General features: G+C 67.6%; 18 protein-coding genes. 5 read left to right on the top strand and 13 right to left on the bottom strand.

What is annotated here, in order from left to right:
* Window positions 1-2: 2 nt before the first annotated feature.
* From Q0Q36_RS05270 to ureG, 3 genes are read left to right on the top strand one after another with little or no spacing between them, the layout of a single operon-like run.
* Complete coding sequence (locus Q0Q36_RS05270; protein WP_293796134.1) at window positions 3-515, top strand: urease accessory protein UreE; 513 nt, start codon at window positions 3-5, stop codon at window positions 513-515.
* Entirely contained in the window at window positions 490-1,170 is a 681-nt protein-coding gene (locus Q0Q36_RS05275) for an urease accessory protein UreF (RefSeq protein WP_293796289.1), read from the top strand. Before Q0Q36_RS05270 ends, Q0Q36_RS05275 begins: the two co-directional genes overlap by 26 nt.
* Window positions 1,167-1,805, top strand: coding sequence for an urease accessory protein UreG (ureG, locus tag Q0Q36_RS05280; protein WP_293796135.1), 639 nt, complete (start codon window positions 1,167-1,169; stop codon window positions 1,803-1,805). The genes Q0Q36_RS05275 and ureG overlap by 4 nt, the downstream gene beginning before the upstream one ends.
* Before the next feature lie 192 nt (window positions 1,806-1,997).
* Here the strand turns inward: ureG and Q0Q36_RS05285 are convergent, their stop codons facing one another.
* The 6 genes from Q0Q36_RS05285 to Q0Q36_RS05310 all read right to left on the bottom strand — a co-directional run bounded on the left by Q0Q36_RS05285 (window position 1,998) and on the right by Q0Q36_RS05310 (window position 8,244).
* On the bottom strand, window positions 1,998-2,468 hold the full coding sequence (locus Q0Q36_RS05285; RefSeq protein WP_293796136.1) for a YHS domain-containing (seleno)protein: 471 nt from the start codon (window positions 2,466-2,468) through the stop codon (window positions 1,998-2,000).
* 4 nt (window positions 2,469-2,472) lie between these two features.
* Entirely contained in the window at window positions 2,473-2,958 is a 486-nt protein-coding gene (locus Q0Q36_RS05290) for a hypothetical protein (protein ID WP_293796138.1), read from the bottom strand.
* A 21-nt stretch (window positions 2,959-2,979) separates the two neighbouring features.
* Window positions 2,980-4,377 carry a tetratricopeptide repeat protein gene (locus tag Q0Q36_RS05295; RefSeq protein ID WP_293796140.1) on the bottom strand — a complete coding sequence of 466 codons (1,398 nt, stop codon included), beginning with the start codon at window positions 4,375-4,377 and terminating at the stop codon, window positions 2,980-2,982.
* A gap of 70 nt (window positions 4,378-4,447) precedes the next feature.
* Window positions 4,448-5,644 (bottom strand): OpgC family protein, encoded by a 1,197-nt coding sequence (locus tag Q0Q36_RS05300; protein WP_293796142.1) that lies wholly within the window; start codon window positions 5,642-5,644, stop codon window positions 4,448-4,450.
* On the bottom strand, window positions 5,644-7,236 hold the full coding sequence (locus Q0Q36_RS05305; protein WP_293796143.1) for a thiamine pyrophosphate-binding protein: 1,593 nt from the start codon (window positions 7,234-7,236) through the stop codon (window positions 5,644-5,646). The genes Q0Q36_RS05300 and Q0Q36_RS05305 overlap by 1 nt, the downstream gene beginning before the upstream one ends.
* Window positions 7,237-7,365: 129 nt before the next feature.
* Entirely contained in the window at window positions 7,366-8,244 is an 879-nt protein-coding gene (locus Q0Q36_RS05310) for a PHB depolymerase family esterase (protein WP_293796146.1), read from the bottom strand.
* Window positions 8,245-8,398: 154 nt separating this feature from the next.
* On the opposite strand from Q0Q36_RS05310, the gene Q0Q36_RS05315 reads away from it, so the two are divergent.
* Window positions 8,399-8,971 carry a sigma-70 family RNA polymerase sigma factor gene (locus tag Q0Q36_RS05315; RefSeq protein ID WP_293796147.1) on the top strand — a complete coding sequence of 191 codons (573 nt, stop codon included), beginning with the start codon at window positions 8,399-8,401 and terminating at the stop codon, window positions 8,969-8,971.
* A gap of 86 nt (window positions 8,972-9,057) precedes the next feature.
* A complete protein-coding gene (locus Q0Q36_RS05320; RefSeq protein WP_293796148.1) occupies window positions 9,058-9,699 on the top strand; it encodes a DUF1109 domain-containing protein in 642 nt (213 codons plus the stop codon).
* 159 nt (window positions 9,700-9,858) lie between these two features.
* On the opposite strand, the gene Q0Q36_RS05325 is transcribed toward Q0Q36_RS05320, so the two are convergent.
* The 7 genes from Q0Q36_RS05325 to Q0Q36_RS05355 form a co-directional block, all read right to left on the bottom strand.
* Window positions 9,859-10,413 carry a carboxymuconolactone decarboxylase family protein gene (locus Q0Q36_RS05325; RefSeq protein WP_293796150.1) on the bottom strand — a complete coding sequence of 185 codons (555 nt, stop codon included), beginning with the start codon at window positions 10,411-10,413 and terminating at the stop codon, window positions 9,859-9,861.
* Window positions 10,414-10,430: 17 nt separating this feature from the next.
* On the bottom strand, window positions 10,431-11,294 hold the full coding sequence (locus tag Q0Q36_RS05330; protein WP_293796152.1) for a carbon-nitrogen hydrolase family protein: 864 nt from the start codon (window positions 11,292-11,294) through the stop codon (window positions 10,431-10,433).
* Complete coding sequence (locus Q0Q36_RS05335) at window positions 11,291-12,958, bottom strand: ABC transporter ATP-binding protein (RefSeq protein WP_293796153.1); 1,668 nt, start codon at window positions 12,956-12,958, stop codon at window positions 11,291-11,293. Before Q0Q36_RS05335 ends, Q0Q36_RS05330 begins: the two co-directional genes overlap by 4 nt.
* Window positions 12,958-13,830 carry an ABC transporter permease gene (locus Q0Q36_RS05340; RefSeq protein ID WP_293796155.1) on the bottom strand — a complete coding sequence of 291 codons (873 nt, stop codon included), beginning with the start codon at window positions 13,828-13,830 and terminating at the stop codon, window positions 12,958-12,960. Before Q0Q36_RS05340 ends, Q0Q36_RS05335 begins: the two co-directional genes overlap by 1 nt.
* Entirely contained in the window at window positions 13,827-14,771 is a 945-nt protein-coding gene (locus Q0Q36_RS05345) for an ABC transporter permease (protein ID WP_293796157.1), read from the bottom strand. Before Q0Q36_RS05345 ends, Q0Q36_RS05340 begins: the two co-directional genes overlap by 4 nt.
* Window positions 14,772-14,870: 99 nt before the next feature.
* Complete coding sequence (locus Q0Q36_RS05350) at window positions 14,871-16,415, bottom strand: ABC transporter substrate-binding protein (protein ID WP_293796159.1); 1,545 nt, start codon at window positions 16,413-16,415, stop codon at window positions 14,871-14,873.
* Between the two features lie 79 nt (window positions 16,416-16,494).
* On the bottom strand, window positions 16,495-17,964 hold the full coding sequence (locus tag Q0Q36_RS05355) for a M81 family metallopeptidase (protein ID WP_293796161.1): 1,470 nt from the start codon (window positions 17,962-17,964) through the stop codon (window positions 16,495-16,497).
* Between the last annotated feature and the right edge of the window lies 1 nt (window position 17,965).

Genomic DNA, 17,965 nt, shown 5'->3' on the forward strand with positions numbered 1-17,965 from the left:
CCATGCTCCGCGCCGTTTCCCATAGCCACGGCGGTAGCGACCGGCCTGCCGGCACGCTCCGGCTCGACCATGCCGCACGCCATCTGCGCCGCAAGCTCGTCACCACCGATCAGGGCGAGGAGATCATGGTCGATCTGCCCGAGCCGGTGCTCTTCGCCGATGGCGACCGGCTCGTGCTGCAGGATGGGCGCAGCGTCGCGATCGTGGCGGCTGAAGAGGAGCTCTACGAGGTGCTTCCGGGAGCCTGTCCCTTACGGCATCTCGCCTGGCATCTCGGCAACCGCCACTTGCCGGCGCAGATCGACGAAACCCGCATCCTGATCCTGCGCGACCATGTCATCCGGGCGATGCTCGAAGGGCTCGATGCCTCCGTTCGCGAGGTCGTGGCGCGCTTCCAGCCCGTCCATGGCGCCTATCATGCGCACGGATATGATCACGGGCACAGCCACGCTCATCATCACGACCACGGCCATGGGCATTCCCATGAGCATGGCCATCACCACCACCATGACTGAGGCTGCCACGCTCGCGCGCCTGATGACATGGCTCTCCCCGGCCTTTCCGGTCGGGGCCTTCGCCTATAGCCATGGGCTGGAGCGGGCGATCCATGACGGGTTGATCCGGGATCGGCAGAGCCTGCTCGCATGGCTGGAGCCGCTGCTGGAGCACGGCTCCGCCTGGAACGATGCTGTCCTGCTGGCCGAGGCCTGGCGTCGGGCCGGCGCCGGCGAGGATATCGCAGAGGTCGCGGAGCTGGCCGAGGCGATGTCGGGCTCACGTGAGCGCCACATGGAAACCACGCTGCAAGGCGGCGCCTTCGTCGATGCGATGGCGGCCTGGAGCGGTGAGCCGCCGGCGAGCGAGGAGGGGCCGGTCGCCTATCCGGTGGCCGTGGGCTCGGCCGCCGCGCGCCACGGCATCGCGCTTGCCGATGCGTTGACCGCCTATCTCCACGCCTTCGCCTCGAATCTCGTCCAGGCCTGCGTGCGGCTGGTGCCGCTCGGCCAGCGCGACGGCGTTGCGACCCTCGCGGCGCTGGAGTCGGTCATCCTGCGCACCGCCCGGCGCGCCGCCGCTTCGACGCTAGACGATCTCGGCTCCTGCACCATCCGCGCCGACATCCTGTCGATGAACCACGAAACGCAGTATTCAAGGGTCTTTCGCTCGTGAACTCCCCCCATGGCCCGCTCCGGGTCGGCATCGGCGGCCCGGTCGGCGTCGGCAAGACCACGCTCACCGAGAAGCTCTGCAAGGCGATGCGGGACCGTTATTCGGTCGCCGTCGTCACCAACGACATCTTCACCAAGGAGGACGAGCTGATCCTCAACCGGCTGCAGGCCCTGCCGGAGGAGCGCATCATCGGCGTCGAGACCGGCGGCTGCCCGCATACCGCGATCCGCGAGGATGCCTCCATCAACCTCGCCGCGATCGCCGAGATGCGTCGCCGCTTTCCCGATCTCGATATCGTCTTCATCGAATCTGGAGGCGACAATCTCGCAGCGACCTTCTCGCCCGATCTCGCCGACATCACGCTCTATGTCATCGACGTCGCGGGCGGCGAGAAAATCCCGCGCAAGGGCGGGCCGGGCATCACCCGCTCTGACCTGCTGATCATCAACAAGATCGATCTCGCGCCCTATGTCGGCGCCGATCTCGACGTGATGCGTTCGGATACCGAAAAGCAGCGCGCCAACCGGCCTTTCGTCTTCAGCGACCTGAACCGGCTCACCGGGGTGGATCAGATCGTCGCCTTCATCGAGAAGAACGGCGGTCTCGCGGCTCGGTCCGAGACCGAGCAGAAATAATGAGAGAGGTCATCCGCCTGCTTCGAGCCAGGTGTCGAGGGGACAGCGGCAAACTGCGCCTCGATGATGTTCCCTGTCAGGAATATCTGCATCGGCTGGCCCGAGCTGGCCAGCCGATGCCTTTTTCGTCGTGGGCGTCCGCTTTCGGGAGGCGGGTCAACGTCCGGAGGTGGCGCGCGGCCCTCGTACGAGCTAGCGAATGTCCCTGGCCATCAAGTGCGGCCAGTTCCCGTCGGCACGGGCGATGTAGGTCTTCGTCCGGCCGAGCCAGGTCTTCCGCACGCCGAGGTCGTAGTTGAGGTAGAGCCGGCCATCGACGATCGACCAGGCTTCCGGCTCGACCTTCACGAGATAGCCGCGCGAGGTGCCGTAGGCGCAGAAGCCACCATAGGCCGGCAGGTAGCGCTCCGGGTCGACCTCAAATAACGCCTTGTGCTCGGCAGTGGCGAAATGCCAGGTCGCGCCGCCGTGCCGAACCGAGAATTCCGGCTTGCCGAGCCGCGGGCCGCCGTCGCGAAAATAGGCGACGGGATCGTAGCCGCGGATCGCGACGCCATCGGGCGAACCGAGCGTGTTGATTGGGCGTGGAGCCTCGGCGCGAGCCTCGCCACCGGCAGCGAGCGCCGCCACGGCGAGACCGATGAAGACGCGTCTGTCGAGCATGGCGTCACCTGGCTCGCGCTTCGAGCGCCTCGAAGACATAGGCCGCGAGATAGCCGTAGATCGCGTGGCCGATGAGGCTCATGAAGGAGAGGCGCGGCACGTCGTTGAGCAGGAAATGCTGCCCGGCCAGCGGCGCGAAGAAGGCGAGCGCGATGAAATAGGTGATCACGCCCCAGATCCAGCCATCGGCCGACATGCCGAAGCTCTTCACCCAGCGTGTCAGCCCCCAGTAGCCGAGCGGGTAGAACAGGAAGCCGGTGGTGAAATGCAGCAGCTTGGCGGTCGGCGTCGAGATCGTCAGGCCGAGCTGATGGTAGAAGAGCGACTTCACCAGCTCCGGCGGCTCCAGCGGATATTCGGCGAACCAGGCGGTCGGCACGGCCGAGAACAGCTCCCAGAAGCCCAGGCCGGCGAAGCCGCCCAGCGCCAGGTTGATGACGGTGCGGGTCGAGGGCAGCGCGAAGCTGCGGGTCATGGTCGCGGTGGTCATGGCAGGCGTCCCTTCCTGGTCTCAGTGAGCGATGGCGAGCGGGGTGGAGGCGATGGCGAGACCGGCGAGCCGTCCGGCACCGCGGCCACGCAACTGCGCCAGCCGGCGGGCGGCGAAGAGATTGGTGCCGCCGCGCCGCCGCAGGCGTTCGTCGAGAATTTCGACGGCACCCTCATACTCTCCGGCGCGGATCAGGCTTTCGGCATAGGCCTGCTCGAACAGGTCGCGCTGGGCATGGCTGCCGCCGATGGCGATCAGGCCGGTGCGGGCCGAACCGAGCAGCCGGGCGGCCTCGTCATAATCGCCCTCATGGAAGGCGATCAGCCCGAAGGCGGCGAGCGCCCCGCGACGGGCAGCGTCGCGTCGCTCGCTGCTGGGATGGGCCTTCGCATCCTCGATCAGGCTGCGGGCGATGGCCTCGGCCCCGTCGGCATGGCCGGCACCGAGCAGCGAGAGCGCATAATGCAGGTCGGCGAAGACGAGGCGTCCGTCATGGACGCGCCCCTCGGCCTTGGCGGCGAGTTCCTCCCAGCGATCGCCGACATCGACGCCGGCATAGTCCAGCCGGGCCAGCAGCGAAGCGCCGTTGGCGATGTCGCGATAGTCGTCGGTCGGCTCGGCCCGGATTTCCTCATCATAGAGCCGTAAGACCTCGCCAGTCTCACCGCGCTCCAGCCGGAACAGCGCGAGATGCCAGAAGATGTGGAAGCGCAGGTTGTTGGTGTGAGCGATGTCGCGCCCGTCGCCGAGCCAGGCGATGCCCTCCTCGGCGCGTCCAGCCATCTCCAGCACATGGGCGACGGCATGGCGGCCCCAGGCGTCGCGCGGGCTCAAGGCCACGGCACGGCGACCAATGCGCTCGGCCTGCGCATAGAAGCCGCGTTCCTCCAGCGCGAATGCATGGCAGCCATGGACGAAGCCGGCGAGCGGATGGCTCTCGCCGAAGCCCGGCGCGAAGCGGTTGAGCGTCGTCAGCATCTCGGCCTGGTCGCCCAGCATGAAGCGGATGCCATGCGAAAGCTTGAGCGCCAGCACGTCGAAGGGATGGCTGATAAGGATTGCCTCCAGCCGCTCGGCCGCCCGGCGCGGCTGATCGTCGAGCCAGAGCGCCAGTGCCTCAGTGACCATCGCCTCGCGCCGGGTCACCGGGCGCTGGAGGACTGTCGCCTGCGCCCGAGCCAGGCAGTCGCGAGCCGGGGCGACGAGCTCGGCGCGGGCCAGCGAGAGCAGCATCAGCCCCTTGGCGGCATGGGCCAGCGCGAAATCCGGGTCGGCGGCGAGCACCCGAACGAGATGCTCGGGCGTCGCGGCGGCATGGGCCATGAGCGCTTCGAGCATATCGTTCCAGGCGAGGCGCGCGGCATCGCCGGAGACGGTGATCGGATCGCCGGAGAGATCGTGATGGACGGCGTAAGTCATGGGCTGCTCCATTGCCGCGCCGGTGAAGGGCGCTTGTCGGGGAGTTCGCAGCGGCGCGATCAAGCGGCGTTCAACTCGCTTCACGGACCCGTGTTGTCAGCGGCGCCTGCGCAGCCGGCTCGCTCCGCGGCGCAGCCACGGGTTTGTGTCCCAGGCCGGCCCAGGGAGCCCTCTTGAACCAGCCGACCACGAGCGCGGCGGCGAGGATCAGTGCGAAACCCGTCAGGTTGAGCAGCGCGACCACGAGCTCGCTGCGCCCCTCCATGTCGGCGACCGTGCCCAGCAGCCGCGCCAGCACGACGCTCGCCAGGAAACAGGCGAGCGACTGCCGCCCGATCAGGATGAGCAGATGGCCGGCGCCGCGATCGAGCCGGTCCCGCCAGGGTTCGATAAAGCTGAGCGCGAGATAGGCGAGCGCCAGGAAATGCAGCACGCGCAGGATATGCAGGTCCGTCTTCTCGCTGGCCGGGATGACGAGATCGCGGGCCGCCTGTGCCAATGGCCAGTGCTCCAGGATGCCCCAGAACGACAGCGGTACCGAGATCAGGATGAAGAGCGCCGCCGCCATCATCAGGCGCCGATCGCCGAGCGGGGGCACGGGCAGCCATTTCATGGCGATGAAGAAGCCGATGAAGAAGATGAATTGCCAGGCGAACGGATTGAGGAACCAGCCGGCGCCGTTCCAGGGATTGCCCGACAGGTTGAGGCCGGTCGCCCAGACTGCCGCATAGAGCGCCGCGGCGATCAGGAAGGGCAAGGCGGCATGGAGCCGGCGCGCCAGCATCATCACCGGCACGAGCGCCAGGATGACGAGATACATCGGCAGAATGTCGAGATAGTCCGGCTGCCAGGTCAGCGTGGCCAGGCCGAGCAGCGCGTTCTCGGGATCCGCCAGCAGCGGCTGGAATTGTTGCGCGAGCACGGCGAGGCCGAAGATCCGGTCGAGCGCGGCAGCAAGCGCGATCAGCGCCATGACGAGGCCGATCTGCGCCCAATAAACCTGCCAGATCCGGTAGGTGATCCGCGCTGTGCCCAGCCGCCAGCCGCGACGCGTGAAGACGCTGCCGAAGGCAAGCGCGCTGGCGATACCAGAGCAGAAGACGAACAGCTCTGCGCCTGAGGAAAAGCCGAAGCGCGCGGGAATCCAGGCGTTCCAGCTATTCTCCGGCAGATGCGCCACGAATATGATCAGCATGGTCAGACCGCGGAAGAGGTCGAGCCGCTCGTCGCGCGGCCGCTTTGCGGGAGCGGTGGAGGTTGCGGCCATCAGAACGCTCCCTCGTAGCTGGAAGCATCGATGCGACAGGCGAGCACGGTGAAGCCATCGCGCCGGAAGGCCGCCTCTGCTTCGCGCGTCAGCATTTCGCGGTCGTCGATCGCCGCGCCATGCCCGCCCAACCCGCGGGCGACCGCGGCGAAATCGGTCTCGCCGATATCGACGCCGGCGCGCGCCATGCCGAGCTGGCGCTGCTTCAGCGCGATCAGCCCGAGCGTCTGATCGACGAGCACGACGACGATCACCGGCAGGCCGAGATCGCGCAGTGTCGCCATCTCGCCCAGCACCATCTCGAGGCCGGCATCACCGACGAAGCACAGCACCGGCCGGCCGGAGCCAAGCGCCGCACCCGTCGCTAAAGGCAGGGCGCAGCCCATGGTGCAGAGCCCGCTCGACTGCAGCAGGCGGCGTGGCCCGTCGCAGTTCCACATCTGGCTGAGCAGGATGCGATGTGCGCCTGAATCAGCCGTCGCGACCGTGCCGGCCGGCGCGACCCGGCGCAGGGTCTCGAAGACGGCATGCGGCCCCCATGCTGCGGGAGCGGCGAAGGCCGCGCGGAAGGCGGCACGGGCCGCGACAGGTTCGCCGGCAGGCCAGGTGTCCCGCCGCGCATGCTCCTCCGACAGGCGCGTCAGGATGGCGCCGACCTCGCCTTCCAGCAGCAGGCTGGAGTGATGCATGCCGTGCTGGCCAGGTTCCGCGATGATATCGATGACCGGCTTGCCGGCAGGCCAGGGGTTCCGCCAGCCCTGGCGCATCTCGATCGGATCGTAGCCGGCGAGTACGATCAGGTCGGCCGCATCGATCAGCGGGCGGACAAGCGCGTCTGCCTTGGGCGAGAGGCCGACCGCGCCGATCACGCGCGGGTCATCCTCCGGCACCAGCCCCTTGGCCTTGTAGGTGGTGAGCAGCGGTGCGCCGGTGCGAGCCAGGAACTCATTCAGCGCCGCGCCGCCATCCTGGTTCACGAGGTCGAGCCCGGCGATCACCAGAGGGCGCTGCGCGGCGGCGATCAGGGCGCGTGCCGGCTGGAGATCTACCGGGATCGCAGGCGCAGCCGATGGCATGGCCAGCGGCGCGCGCGGGGCCATGCGAGCTTCGGCGACGGAGATCGGCAGGTCGATATGGACCGGCCCGGGCCGTCCACGCCGGGCTATGGCGGCAGCCTTGGCCACGACGAGGTCCTCGGTGCCGGGCGCGGCGCGGAAGCTCGCCTTGACCAGCGGGCGCAGCACGGCCTGATGGTCGAAGACCTGATGCGTGTAGCTCTCGGCCAGGGCCTGGTCGACGCAGCCGGTCACGACGATCAGCGGCACACGGTCCTGCTGGGCATTGGCGACGACATTGACCGCATTGGCGACGCCGGGACCGAGCGTCGCGACCAGGACGGGCAGCGCGCCCGTCACGTGCCAGAGCCCTTCGGCCATGAAACCGGCCGCGTTCTCGTGCCGCGCGAGCTGGAAGCGGATGCCCGCGCGTTCGAGCGCATCGACCAGCGCCAGCACCTCGCCGCCGGGGATGCCGAAGGCATGGGTCGCGCCGGCCGCCGCCAACCGGGCGGCCAGTAGATCGGCGCCAGTCACGAACGCTTCGGGATCGCTTCCAGCCGGCTTTGCGGCCGCTATCCGTTCGTGACGCATCATGTCTCTCCGCCTTGCCGCGAAAGCGGCTCTGCGGGAGAGATCGCGCGGGAGGCCGGTTTGGTTACACGATCACGGAGACGTGAGACCGGCAGCTGAAGCAGGCGGCTGCATCGTCAGGCGCCAGGCGCGTTCGACCCACGCGGCATTAGCGACATGGCCGCCGCCATGTAGACAGAGTTCCAGTCGCGCCGGGCTGCCGCAACCGGTCGCAACGCGGCAGATCAAGCCTTCCGGCGCAGGGGCCGTACGAACAGCTTCCGCCCAGCCTGCGGTACAGCCGCCGGGCGCGAAGACCGCGAGGCTCTTGAAGACATCGCCCTGTCTGGAGCCCTGGCGCAGGGTGCGGCCGGCGAGCGGCACGGTCGTATCGCTCGTGCCATGGACATGGATCAGCGGCGGACGCGGGCCGTCGCAGCTTTCCGGCAGCGGCTCCCAGAAAGCCCCAGCGATCGGCGCGAAGGCGGCAAAGCGCCGCGACATCCGGCAGGCGAGATACCAGACCATCGATCCCCCCTGCGAAAAGCCGCTCGCGAGGATGCGGCCGGAATCGATGGGAAAGCCCGCTGCGACATCGTCGAGCACCTGTCCGACGAAGGCAAACTCGTCGCGATGACGGGCCGGCGAACCGGGAAAGGACCATGAGCGCCCGGCGCCGTCAGGCGCGATCAGCGCGACGCCAAGACGCTCGGCAACGGCGACGAGCTCGGCATCGGCGATGACCTCCTCGGCCGAACCCTGATAGCCGTGGAAATATAGGATCGCGCCGACCTTGCGTCCTGCCGGCGCCTGCGGCGGCAGGACGATGCGGTAGCTGCCGCTCGCCACGCGACAGCCTGTGTCCGCAGGGCAGGCGTCGCGGGACTGGGCAGGGGCGGGGGGCTGCGCAACGGCCGACACCGTCAGGACCAAACCGGCCAGCGCACCGATGAGCCCTAGCTTCGATGCCATTTGCGATCTCTCCGCTGCTTCGCCGAAGCCTGCCCTTGCGCGCAAGCGTAGCTGGGGCGAACCGGCGCTTCATCTCGGCATCGCGGACTTGTGAGGCGGCGCCGCGCATGCAACGGACTTGGATTGCGAATCCCCCTGCGAACAAGCGCAAGACGTGTCGCTGCACGAGCTCGAAACCCAGCTCCGACCGATCTTCCTCGCGGCCCTTGCCGGCGATGAAGCTGCCTATCGCCTATTCCTCGATACGATCAGCCTGCGGCTACGCGGCTATCTCCGCCAGATGCTGGCCCGCGCCGGCCGGACCGAGGCGAGCGAGGCCGAGGACGTCCTGCAGGAAACCCTCCTGGCGCTGCACCTGTCGCGCCATACCTATGACGCCGCGAGCCCGGTGACGGCCTGGGCTCATGCGATCGCGCGCTACAAGCTGGTCGACTATCTGCGCCGTTCCGGCCGCCACGCCGGTGCGCTGCCGCTCGAAGACGAGGTGGATCGGCTGGCAGGTCCGTCGGAAAGCGCCGCGGCAGAGGCACGGCTCGATCTGGCGCGCGCGATGGAAGCCCTGCCGGAGCGCACGCGGCGCCTGATCGATCAGGTCAAGCTCCAGGGCGCCAGCATCGCCGCCGCCGCAGATGCCATTGGGATGACGGAGACGGCGGCCAAGGTCGCGATCCATCGCGGCCTTCAGGCCATGGCACGATTCCTGTCGAAACGGAGGCGGCCACCATGACGATCCCCATGAGGCACCAGCGCGCCGTAACCTTTCGCCGGCTCCGCGCGAATTCCCGTTGAACCGGACATTTTCGAAGATCGGACATGCAGACCGACGATTTGATCTCCCTGATCAGCATGGACAGCCGGCCGGTCGATACCGGCTGGCTGCGCCGCGCGACCTGGCTTTCGGCCTTCGCAGCCCTTGCGGCCACGGCCGGACTCGTCCTGCTGACGCTCGGCACGCGGCCAGACCTCGCAAGCGCCTGGACGACGCTTCCGGTCATCGCCAAAGTCGCATTCGGCGCCAGCGTCGCAACCATCGCGCTGATGCTGTTCCAGAACAGCTTGCGACCGGGCCTGAAGCCGGCGCGGCGCCTGCCGCTCGTTGCGCTGCCGCTGCTGGTCGCGGCGGGCTGGGCCCTCCTGACGCTGGTGCAGGCCCCCGCCGAGCAATGGCATGCCTTGATCTTCGGCCGCTACTGGCGAGCCTGCCTCATCGCGGTGCCGCTCTACGCGCTGCTTCCGCTCGTCGCACTTCTGCTGCTGGCTCGCCGTGGCGCACCGGTCGACGGTGGCTTGACAGGAGGCTCTGCCGGCCTTGCCTCCGCAGGCCTCGCCATAATCGCCTACAGCCTGCATTGTCCGGACGATACCGCGCCCTTCCTGGCGACCTGGTACACGATCGCGACCGCGATCGTGACCACATTCGGGGCGTTAATCCTGCCGCGTTTCCTGCGCTGGTGAGGCGAGTCCGCACGGAGAGCGCCAAGAAGGTGATCTGACTTCCCGCAACGGCCGCTGCCGCTAGTCCGGGCAGGCAATGCAAGATCGGTCTCCAATGGCCGCTTCTGACGCTTTCCGGCGAAACGGATCGCTTTTGCCAGGAGCGGCAGTCCTCTGCGCTTAGCGGTCGATATTGTTGGCGAGCGGCTTCTCGGCCATCTCGGTCGCGATCGCTTCATCGATCGGCGTCTCGTAGGTCATCAGCATGTAGCCGAGCACCGAATAGAAGCCGACCGTCGCGATCAGGTCGAACACCGCCTCGCGCCCGAGCGCGGCGGCAAGCTCCGCTTCGAGCGCAAGCGACAGACGCTTGTCGTCGAAAAGCGCGTCGACCGCCCGCACGATCAACCCGTCCTCGCCCTCTGGCTGGCCCCGCAAAGCGGCGATACGGGCATCGCTCATGCCGAGCACCCGCGCCCGGCTGACATGATGCGCCCATTCATAGGGCGAACCCATCCGGTGCGCCGCGCGCAGAATCACCACCTCCGAGCGCACCGGCCCGAGCGCGCTGTCCTTGACGACATGCTGGCGCAAGGGCGCCCAGGCCTTCAGCAGCGCCGGATGATGCGCCATCGTCCGGTAGACATTGAGCGCGCCGGCAAAGCCGGTCTTCATCTCGGCAATAGCCTCGGGCCAGTCGGCGTCGCTGATCGGCGGGCAGGGAGAGGTCGTCATCGGCTGTCTCGCGAAGCTCAGGGCGTCAGGTATTTGGCATAGAGGGCAGGCGCCCGGTCGGCCCAGATGCCCGTGAAGCTGCGATAGCGCGCGACTTCGGCGAGGTCGATCTCGACCCGCAGCACGTCCTCGCGATCGTGGTCGAGCGCACCGAGCACGCGGCCATCCGGCGCCACCGCACAGGAGCGGCCGAAGAAGCGCTGCCCGCCGCGGCTGCCGCTGCGGTTGCAGCTCAGGAAGAACACGCCGTTCTCGGTGGCGCGCGTATAGGCGCGGTGGATGAAGAGCCCCTCGTCGGTCACCGGCGCGCTTTCGGCCCCGAAGGAGGCCCAGACCGAGGTCACGATGCTCGCGCCCTGAAGCGCGAGGATGCGGGTGATCTCCGGGAAGCGGATATCGTAGCAGACCTGCATGCCGAGCCGCGTCCCGAAGACGGGATAGGTGTCGATGCTGTCGCCGCCGCTGAAGAACAGCTTCTCGTTCTGCCACTGGTGGATCTTGGTGTAGTCGCCGATCACGCCCTCCGGCCCGATCAGCAGCGAGGCATTGCGCATCACGCCCGCGCGCAGGCGGTCGCGCAGGCCGAGCCCGATGACGAGATGCACGCGATGCTTCGCGGCAAGCGCGACGAGCGCCTTGATCTCCTCGCCATCCGGCGCCGCGCAAGCCTCGTAGAGCGCCGCACCGAAATGCGGGACATCGCTGATTACAGCGCCGCCCGGCACCAGCGGCTCGACATAGCCGGTATTGGCTAGCTCCGGGAACAGGATGAGCTGCGCGCCCTTCGCCGCCTCTGCCGCGACGAAATCATGGATGCGCCGGAAGTTCTCGGCCGGCGCCAGGGACTGGACGTCCATCTGGATAAGGCTGGCGGAAATCATGCGGTGGCTCCAGCGATGCGGCGCCCGGCCGCGAAGTCCCAGTCCCGCCCCGGCGCCGCGTTGATCAGCGCACGGGTATACTCATGGCTCGGCCGGCCCAGAACCTCGGCGGCCGGCCCCATCTCGACGACGCTGCCGCGCTGCATCACCATCACATCGTCGCAGATCTGGGCGGCGACGCGCAGATCATGGGTGATGAACAGCACCGCGAGGTTCCGCCGCTCTTGGATCTCGGCCAGAAGGTCGAGCACCTGCGCCTGCACGGAGACGTCGAGCGCCGAGACCGCCTCGTCCGCGACGATCACCTCCGGCTCCATCATCAAGGCGCGCGCGATCGCGATGCGCTGGCGCTGGCCGCCGGAGAACTGGTGCGGGAAGCGCTCGAGACTCGCGCTGGGCAGGCCGACCACTTCCATCAATTCGCCCGCGCGCTTCAGGGCGGTCTCGCGATCCTCGCCGAGATTCAACGGCCCCTCGATCAGGCTCTCGCCGATGCGCAGGCGCGGATTGAGCGAGCGGTTGGGGTCCTGGAACACCATCTGCACGCGCCGCCGCGCCGGGGCCAAGGCCTGCTGACCCTGCAAATTGGCGATGTCCTGCCCGTTGACGCGGATCTCGCCGCCGGTCGGATGCTCCAGCCGCATCAGGCAGCGCGCCACCGTCGATTTGCCCGAACCGCTTTCGCCGACGATGCCGAGCGTACGCCCGCGCGCCAGCCCGAAGCTGACATCCTTCACGGCGCGCACGTTACGGCTCTCGCGCCCCATCAGCTTTCCGAACAGGGAGCCGAAGCTGAAGGTCTTCTCGAGATTGCGGATCTCCAGCACCGTCTCGCCTCCCGACGAAGCGCGCGGTGCGCGTGGCGTCAGCGAGGGCACCGATTGCAGGAGATCGCGCGTGTAATCCTCGCGGGGCCGGCTCAAGACCTGCTCGACCGGGCCGGTCTCGACGATCTCGCCGCGGCGCATCACGCAGACCCGGTCGGCGATGTCGACGACCACGCCCATGTCATGGGTGATGAACAGGACGGCGGTGTTCTGCTTGTCCTGCAATTCGCGGATCAGGCTGAGGATCTGCTTCTGCGTGGTGACGTCGAGCGCGGTCGTCGGCTCGTCAGCGATCAGCAGCTTCGGCTTGAGCGCGAGAGCCATCGCGATCATCACGCGCTGGCGCTGCCCGCCCGAAAGCTGGTGCGGATAGCTGTCATAGATGCGGGCCGGATCGGGCAGATGCACGGCCTCGAATGCTGCGAGCGCGGCTTCGCGACGCTCCTTGGGCCGCATCTTCGTATGGGCCCAATAGACCTCGTCCATCTGCAAGCCGATGGTCAGCACCGGGTTCAGCGCCGTCATCGGCTCCTGGAAGATCATCGCCATCTCGGCGCCGCGCAGCGCCTTGGTCCGGGCCGGCGTCGCGGTCAGGATATCCTCGCCGTTGAGCCGGACCGTGCCGGCCGTCGCCCGCAACTCGTCGCGCGGCAGCAGGTCCATCGCCACCAGCGAGGTCACCGACTTGCCGGAGCCGGATTCGCCGACGAGGCAGAGCGTCTCGCCGGGATGGATGTCGAAGCTGATGCCCTTCAGGATGTCGCTGGGCTGGCGCCCCCGCGTCGCGACCTTGAGATCACGGACGGAGAGGACGGGCTGGGTCGCGGCGGTCGCCATCAAGGAGCCCTCCCTTGCATTTTCGGATCGAGCCGGTCGCGCAGCGCATCGCCGAGCAGGTTGATCGAGAGGATGCACAGCGACAGCACGATCGCCGGCCAGAACACCAGCCAGGGATTGATCGCGAAATAGAGCCTGCCCTCGGCCATGATGTTGCCCCAGCTCGGGACCTCCGTCCCAATGCCGACGCCGAGGAAGGAGAGCGCCGCCTCGGTCAGGATGGCGGAGGCGTACATATAGGTGCCTTGTACGATCAATGGCGCGATCGTCGTCGGCAGCAGATGCTTGCGGATCAGCTTGCCCGGCCGAGTGCCGAGCAGCACGGCAGCATCGACATAGGTTTCCTCGCGCGCCGCGATGACCCGCGCCCGGACGAGGCGCACCACCTGCGGAATCGCCGGGATCATGATCGCGATGATCACGGTGACGAGACCGCCGCGGACCAGCGCGACGATGGCGATGGCGAGCAGGATGCCGGGGATCGCCATCAGCCCGTCCATCATCCGCATCAGCACGCCGTCGATGCCGCGATACCAGCCGGCGATCAGGCCGAGCGGCAGGCCGATCACGATCGCGCCGATGGCGACGCCAGCACCGACCAGAAGCGAGACCCGCGCGCCATAGACCACGCGCGAATACAGGTCGCGGCCGAAGGAATCCGTGCCGAGCCAATAGGTGTCGGAGGCCGGCTTCAGCCGCATCGCGGCATTGAGCTTGGTCGGCTCGAAATGCGCGAGAAGCGGCGCGAACACCGCCATCACGATCACGGCGACGAGGACGATGACGGCGAGCACCGTCGTCCAGTGCGGCGGATTGTCGAGCAGGCGGCGGGGCGGATGCGCGCCCTGCGCGGGGTTCGACGGAGCGCTCATTGGTAGCGGATCCTCGGGTCGGTCAGGGCATAGGAGAGATCGATCAGCAAATTGATCAGCACATAGGTGCCGGCTGTCAGCAGGATGATCGCCTGGATCAGCGGATAGTCGCGGGCGAGCACGCCATCGACCACGAGCCGCCCGAGACCGGGAATGTTGAACACTGTCTCGGTGACGACGACACCGGAGACCATCATGGCGAAGCCGGTGCCGACCACGGTGAGGATCGGGATCGCGGCGTTGCGCAGCGCATGACGGAACAGCACGATCCGCTCGCCCAGCCCCTTGGCGCGGGCCGTGCGGACATAGTCCTCGCGCAGCACCTCCAGCATCGAGGCGCGTGTCATCCGCGAGACCAGCGCGATATAGAAGAAGGAGAGCGCCAGGCCCGGCATCACGATGCGGTGGAAGAACGGGCCGAAGCCATCGGCCAGCGCCTTGTAGCCCTGCACCGGGAACCATTTCAGGTTCACAGCGAAGACCGCGATCAGCACGTAGCCGATCACGAAGATCGGCACGGAGAAGCCGACGACCGAGAGCGCCATGACGAAGCGGTCGACCATGCCACCATGGCGCCAGGCGGCGAGCACGCCGAGCGGCAGCGAGATCACCACCGTGAAGATCATCGCCATGACGGCGAGCGCCAATGTCGGGCCGATACGCTGGCCGATCATCTCCAGCACCGGGCGCTGCGAGATCAGCGATGACCCGAAATCGCCCTCGGCCATATTGGTGATCCAGGCGATGAACTGGCCGGCGATCGGCTTGTCCAGGCCGAGATTCTCGCGGATGGCCGCAAGCTGCGCCGGCGTCGCCTGGTCGCGGGCGATCGCTTGCGCCGGATCGCCCGGCGTCAGGCGCAGCAGCAGGAAGACGAACAGCGCCACGAAGAACATGACGGGGATCGCCATCGCGAGCCTGCGCAGGAAATAGGAAGCCATGGAGTTCTCCACGCGCCTGGGCATCCGCCGTGGCGGGCGATGCCGGGAACCGGGCCGGTCAGGCCGGGCGGCGGATACCGCAGCCCGGCCTTGCGGGGCTTACTTGCTCACGCCCCAGAACAGGGTGAGCGGGCCGGGCTGGAGGTTCTTCAGCTTGGCGCTCCATGCGGCGACGGACTGGAACTCGCCGGCATTGAAGTAGAAGCCCTCGTCATAGGCGATCTGCTGGATCTCCCGGGCGATCTTCTTCTGCTCGTCGAGAGTCGAGGCGGTGATGTAGGCCGCGCGCAATTCCTCGACGCGGGCGCTTTTCGGCCAGCCGGACCAGGCGGTGTCGGCGCCGGAAGCATCGAGCAGCGCATGGACGGTCGGGTTCCAGATGCCGGACACGCCCCAATAGGTGAAGAACATGTTCCAGCCGCCCTGCGCCACCGGCTGCCAGCCGTTCTTGCGCGATTGCAGCGTCGCCCAGTCCATCGAGGCGACATCGACCTTGAAGCCGGCCTCGCGCAGGCGCTCGGCCGCGACGATCGGCTGTGTCGAGAGGATGGTCAGGTCCGTCGGCTGCATCATCAGCACCGGCGTGCCGTCATAGCCGGAGGCCTTGAGCAATTCCTTGGCCTTGGCCATGCGCTCCTTGGCGCTGCCCTTCAGGTATTCCGAGCCGGCATCGGAAGCGAGCGGCACGTCGCAGCCATAGACCGAGGCGCAGAGCTTGTAATACTGGCTGTCGCCGATCGCGGTCTGCATCAGCTGATCCTGGTCCAGCGCATACATCGCCGCCTGACGGACCTTGGGATTGTCGAAGGGCGGCAGGCGATGGTTGAAGCGGCCGGTCACCTGGCTGCCCAGCGCGTTGATCGCGCCGGTCTTGATCTCGTCATTGGCCTTGAGCAGCGGCAGCAGGTCGATCGTCACCTGCTCGATCAGGTCGACATCGCCGGATTGCAGCGCATTGATCGAGGTCTGCATGTCCGGCATCGCCTTCCACACGACCTTATCGACGTTGACGGTCTTGCCGCCGGCGGTCCAGCTCATCGGCTCGGAGCGCGGCTTGTAGTCCTTGTTCTTGACATAGACGGCCTGGTCGCCCGGCCGGTACTGCTCCGCGACGAAACGGAACGGGCCGGAGCCGATCATCTCGGTGACCTGCTTGCCGGCGGGCGTCTCGGCGAGGCGCTTGGGCATCATGAAGGGCGGCACCGGCGAGGGCTTGGCCAGGAGCTCCAGCACCTGCCCGAAGGGCTTCGCCAGCTTGATCACCAGCACCTTGTCGGATGTCGCCTCGATCGAGGCGACATGCGCCATCATCGTGCGGGCGGCGCCATCGTTCTCGCCCCAGCGCTTCAGCGAGGCCACGCAATCGGCGGCGGTCACCGGCGCGCCGTCATGCCATTTGAGGCCGTCGCGCAGCGTCAGCGTATAGGTCAGCTTGTCGGCCGAGACGGCGTAGTCCGCCATCTGCGGCTGCGGATTGTACTTGGCGTCCATGCCGAGCAGCGTGTCGAACACCATGAAGCCGTGCGTGCGCACGATCTGCGCCGTGCTCAGGATCGGATCGAGCGTCCTGAGCGGTGCCTGCATGACGACGTTGAGCGTCGTCTCGGCAAAGGCCGGCAGCGCATGGAGGGAGCCAGCGACCAACGCGGCAACTCCGAAAGTCCTGAACCGAAACGTCATTCTTATCCCCTCGTTTTTGGCTATCTGGATTGGTTGAGCGTCGTCAGGCGGGAGCATCGCTCCACGGATAGACCCTGGCCGTATCGAGCTGCCGGTATGGGATCAGGCGCACATCGGCGGGGCCGAGATCAGGCGTGTCGACCACGAGGATTCGGTCGGCCACCGGCTCGTAATAGTCGCGGAAATGCGTCTTCGAGCGCAGCAGGATGACGTCGTAATCCTCCGGCCGCTCCCCGAAGATGAAGAATGGATCGCCATCGACCGCGAAGGCGAAATGCGAGACCACGGAGACGCGGATCGCACCGATCTGGAGGAGCGCGGTGAGCCCGAGATCGACGAAGGTCCCGCGCTGGTAGCGCCCGGAAACGTTGAAGGATTTCGGCCCCGACCAGATGACCCGCGCTTTGGCCTCGACCGGCCCGCCGGTCTCCGGCGCCGTCTTGCCGGCCAGCTTGATCGTGATTTCGGCGCCTTCGCCCGCTGCATGGGCTTGCGCGGCGGTCTCGGGATCGAGCAGGAAGGGCACATTGACCCTCCCGACATCGCGGCCGAGCAGCGCCCGCAGCAGATGGGTCGAGTCGTTCATCCGGTCTGCATGCTCGAGCACCACGATCGGCCGGCCCTGCGCCGGCTTCTGCTCGACATCGGCCAGCGCGTCCTCGACGCCCAGGATCGGAATGGCGTTCGCGATGGCTGTCCGTGTCGCACGCAGCCGGTCCGAGAAGGCCTGCGCCTTCGCTTCGGCTGCTTCCTGCCCCGCCCAGTCCAGGCAGATCACCGACATGCCGGTATTGGCGCTGTCGGCATAAGAGAAGCCGGCCATGATCGAGATGTCGCAATCGCCGGCCTGCTCGGCGCCGCGTGCCTCGGCGATGATCGAGGCCAGCGGTTCCAGCGCCGTCGCCGACATGATCGAGGGGATGACGACATCCGGCCGCGCCACCGCGAGACCCGGCCGACGCCCCTCGCGCAGGAACCGCAGCAGGGCGCGGGCCGCCCGCTCGCCGGTCTCGCCCATGTCGATATGCGGGGAATGGCGATAGGCGACGGCGATATCTGCGCCGCGCAAGGTCTCGCGATCGATATTGCCGTGATAGTCGAGCGCAACCGCGATCGGCAGCTCCGGGAAGGCCGCCCGCACTGCATCGATGACGTGCCGCTCGACATCCGGGTATCCCGCCGCCCAGCAGGCGCCGTGCAGAAACAGGATGACGCCGTCGAGCGGACCGCTGCGGGCAAGCCCGGAGATGATCTCGCCGGTGTAATGCGCGACGGGTGCATCCGCCGTCGGGCCGAGCGCGCCGAGCAGCGTGTGGAACAGCGGAACGAATTCCGCGCCTTCCCCCTCGCAGATCTTCAGGCAGCCGCCGGGCACCGTGTTGGTCCCGCGAAAGCGTTCCGTCAGATCCGCCCCACGCACGCAGACGCGCTCGAACTCCGCCAGCTCCACGATCTGCGGAACGGCCGTGACCGATTCGAGATTGAAGCCGGCGAAGGCGATGCGGAGCGTCATG

It is taken from the genome of uncultured Allobosea sp. (assembly GCF_945957345.1).
Classification (GTDB): Bacteria; Pseudomonadota; Alphaproteobacteria; order Rhizobiales; family Beijerinckiaceae; genus Allobosea.